The organism is Empedobacter sp. UBA1574, from assembly GCF_002322895.1.
Classification (GTDB): domain Bacteria; phylum Bacteroidota; class Bacteroidia; order Flavobacteriales; family Weeksellaceae; genus Empedobacter; species Empedobacter falsenii_B.
On sequence record NZ_DCOI01000008.1, the window covers coordinates 1 to 3,682 of the forward strand.

The following is a 3,682-nucleotide window of genomic DNA, read 5'->3' on the forward strand; positions in this document are numbered from 1 at the left end:
TTTTTGCTGACGATTTACAATCTAACATTATTTCGCCGACAATTACAAGGTCTAACGCTTCATTGAAACGATACAAAACCCAGTAATTTTTTAATGATTGAACTTGATCGATTTCAAAATCAGAACAGGTACAAAACGTGACATCAGAATAAACTTGACACATCAATTTAAGTTTTGATAAATATACTTTTTTATTTCAAAAGCTTCTATCCTATTCTACCTTTTTATTCGTTGTTTATTATCATAGCGTCTTATTTTGTCGCTATACTTCATTATATTTGAAAAACATTAACAAATATGGTTTACCGTAAATAATTATCCGTTATTATGACTTTATTTGCAGTTATTGTATTTGTATATTTACAAAAAAGAATTGATAAGCATTTATGGCTAAAAAAGTCCAAACAAAAAGTACAGAAGAAATCCTTTGGGATGCAGCAAATAAATTACGTGGTTCGATAGAACCTTCAGAATATAAACATGTGGTATTGAGTTTAATCTTCTTGAAATTCGCAAGTGATAAATTCATTAAACGCAGGTCAGCATTGATTGTAGAAGGTAAAGAAGCTTTCTTAGAAATACCAGAATTTTATCAGGCAGAAAATGTATTCTATTTACCTGAGGAATCGCGTTGGGAGTACATTATCGAAAACGCCAAACAAGAAGACATTACCCTAAAAGTAGATACCGCACTTAAAACCATAGAACGGACGAACAAATCCTTAGAAGGTGCGTTACCCGATAACTATTTCTCAAGATTAGGATTGGACCAATCCAAGTTTTCCGCTTTATTGGATACCATCAACAACATCGATACGTTGCGTGATGAAGCGCAAGATATTGTGGGGCGTGTGTACGAATATTTCTTGAGTAAGTTTGCCATTGCCGAAGGAAAAGGAAAAGGAGAATTCTATACGCCGAAGTCGATTGTAAACTTGATTGCCGAAATGATAGAACCCTACAAAGGGAAAATCTATGACCCTTCTTGTGGTTCGGGTGGTATGTTTGTGCAGTCGTTGAAGTTTATTGAGAAACACCAAGGAAACAAAAAAGACATTTCCATTTACGGACAAGAGTTAACGAATACCACGTTTAAACTCGCTAAAATGAACTTAGCCATTCGTGGGATTTCTGCCAATTTAGGTAACAAAGCCGCCGATACATTTGGTGACGATCAGCACAAAGAACTGAAAGCCGATTACATCATGGCGAATCCGCCGTTCAACTTAAAAGATTGGCGCGCAGAAAACGAATTAACAGACGACCCACGTTGGACAGGTTACGAAGTTCCTCCAAAATCTAATGCCAATTATGCGTGGATTTTGAATATGATTTCTAAACTTTCGCAAAACGGTGTGGCTGGTTTTATCTTAGCCAATGGTGCCCTTTCGGGTGGTGGTGAAGAATACAAAATCCGTAAACAAATCATAGAAAACGACTTGGTAGAAGCAATTGTAATTCTTCCTCAAGATATGTTTTACTCTACAAACATTTCAGTAACGCTTTGGATTTTGAACCGAAATAAAAAAGAACGCACTGAAGTAAGGGCGAATTGCGATTCGCCCCGACAGTACCGTAACCGCGAAGGTGAAGTGTTGTTTATGGATTTACGCCAAAAAGGAGAACCGTTTGAAAAGAAATTTATTCAGTTTTCGGAACAAGATATTGAGCAAATTGCAGCTACCTACCACAATTGGCAGACATATAAAAGCGAAAGTAAGGGAAATAAAAGTAAGGGCGAAAGTAAGGGCGAAAGTAAGGGCGAAAGTAAGGGCGAATTGCAATTCGCCCCAACTTACACAAACGAACCCGAATATTGTTACGCTGCAACCTTAGAAGAGATTCGTAAAAAAGATTATTCGTTGGTGCCAAGTAAATACATAGCGTTTGTAAACCGTGACGAAAATATCGACTACGATACCCAAATGCAAACCTTGCAAACAGAATTGAAAGACTTGTTTCAGCAAGAAGAAGCTTTGAAACAAGAGGTAGCTAACGTATTTAAATCGTTGGGTTATGAATTATAAAAAGTTAGGAGATATTGTCAAATTTGTTTCCAATAAAAATGTAGATGGTATTGCAACTATTCTCTACGGAATTAATATTGATAAATTCTTTATGCCTTCCGTAGCAAATACGATTGGTGTTGATTTGAAAAAATATAAAGTTGTTGTAAAAAATCAATTTGCATGTAATAGAATGCACGTTGGTAGAGATAAACGATTACCTATATCAATGTCTACTTTTGATTATCCATTTATTGTTTCTCCAGCTTATGATGTATTTGAAGTAATAGATGCAACTGTACTTCCGGAATATTTAATGCTTTGGTTTAGAAGAAGTGAGCTTGATAGGCAATGTTGGTTTTATACAGATGCAGACGTACGTGGAGGATTAAGTTTAGATGCCTTGAAATCAATTGAAATTGAGATTCCATCCATCGAAAAACAACGCGAGATTGTTGCCCAATACCAAGCGGTAGCAAACAAAATAATAGTCAACGAACAAATCTGCGAAAAGTTAGAAGCCACTGCTCAAACCTTATACAAGCAATGGTTTGTCGATTTTGAGTTTCCCTGCCTTCCTTCGAGCTATCGTCCTCACGGGCAGGTAAACCAAAATCTGCCAATCGATGAATATATTACTAAGATAGGAAGTGTTTGTACATATAGTAGGGTCGGTGGTTTACCCGTTTCAGATGGCAAAACTTGGTTTGTATATCTTATCTTATGTGAGAACGATTCTGTTTATAAAGGAATAACGAATGATTTATACCGTAGGTTTTACGAACACTATATGGGAGAAGGTGCTGAATGGACAAAACTTAATAAACCTTTAAAAGTTATTCATTGGGAAAGTTTTGCAACAAAGGAAGAAGCTGCAAAAAGAGAAAAAGATTTAAAAACAGGCTATGGTAGAACTTGGATAAGCAGGCAAATTGAAAAAGCAGGCGGAATTCCTCAACTAAAAACCAGTTTACCTGCCCCGCAAACGGAGTTAAGGACGGCAGGGAAAATGGTTTACAACCAAGAATTAGAAAAGGAAATTCCTGAGGGTTGGGATGAAATGCCCATTTCAAATTACATTAATGTAAATTCTGGTTTTGCTTTTAAAAGTGATTGGTGGACAGACACAGGAATTCCTGTGATCAAAATTGGGACAATAAAGAATAATAGTATTGATGATTCTGAATTAGCTTTTATAAATAAAAATAATTTGTCAAAAAGTATAAAATCCTTTGTTGATAAAGGTGATATAGTAATAGCAATGACGGGTTTTACTATGGGGAAAATTGGATTGATACCAAATATAAACGAGAAGTTATATGTCAACCAACGTGTCGGATATTTCAAAACAGGAAATAATGAATTAAATAATGTCGGGTATTTATATTGTGTTTTAAAGACTAAAGAATTTCAAAATCAAATATGGAGTTTTGGAGGAGATAGTCAGCAATTTAATGTAAGTAATAATCAAGTTGATTCAATAAAAATATTACAGTGTTCTAATAAAGATATTGTCAATTATTTTAATAATCAAACAGCACCAATTTTTAAAAGATTAATTTTTTCATATAGCATTATAAATAAACTCACACAACTTCAATCGTTGTTATTAAGTCGCTTAGCAACGTTAGAGGGGTAAAGAAAAACTAAATTACTACCCGTTGTGCATTTTAAAT

General features: G+C 34.8%; 2 protein-coding genes. Both read left to right on the forward strand.

Annotated elements, in window-relative coordinates:
- Positions 1-386: 386 nt before the first annotated feature.
- Positions 387-2,027 (forward strand): type I restriction-modification system subunit M, encoded by a 1,641-nt coding sequence (locus tag B3578_RS01960; protein WP_291046775.1) that lies wholly within the window; start codon positions 387-389, stop codon positions 2,025-2,027.
- Positions 2,017-3,645, forward strand: a complete 1,629-nt coding sequence (locus B3578_RS01965; protein WP_291046776.1) for a restriction endonuclease subunit S — start codon at positions 2,017-2,019, stop codon at positions 3,643-3,645. The genes B3578_RS01960 and B3578_RS01965 overlap by 11 nt, the downstream gene beginning before the upstream one ends.
- The last annotated feature ends 37 nt before the right edge of the window (positions 3,646-3,682 follow it).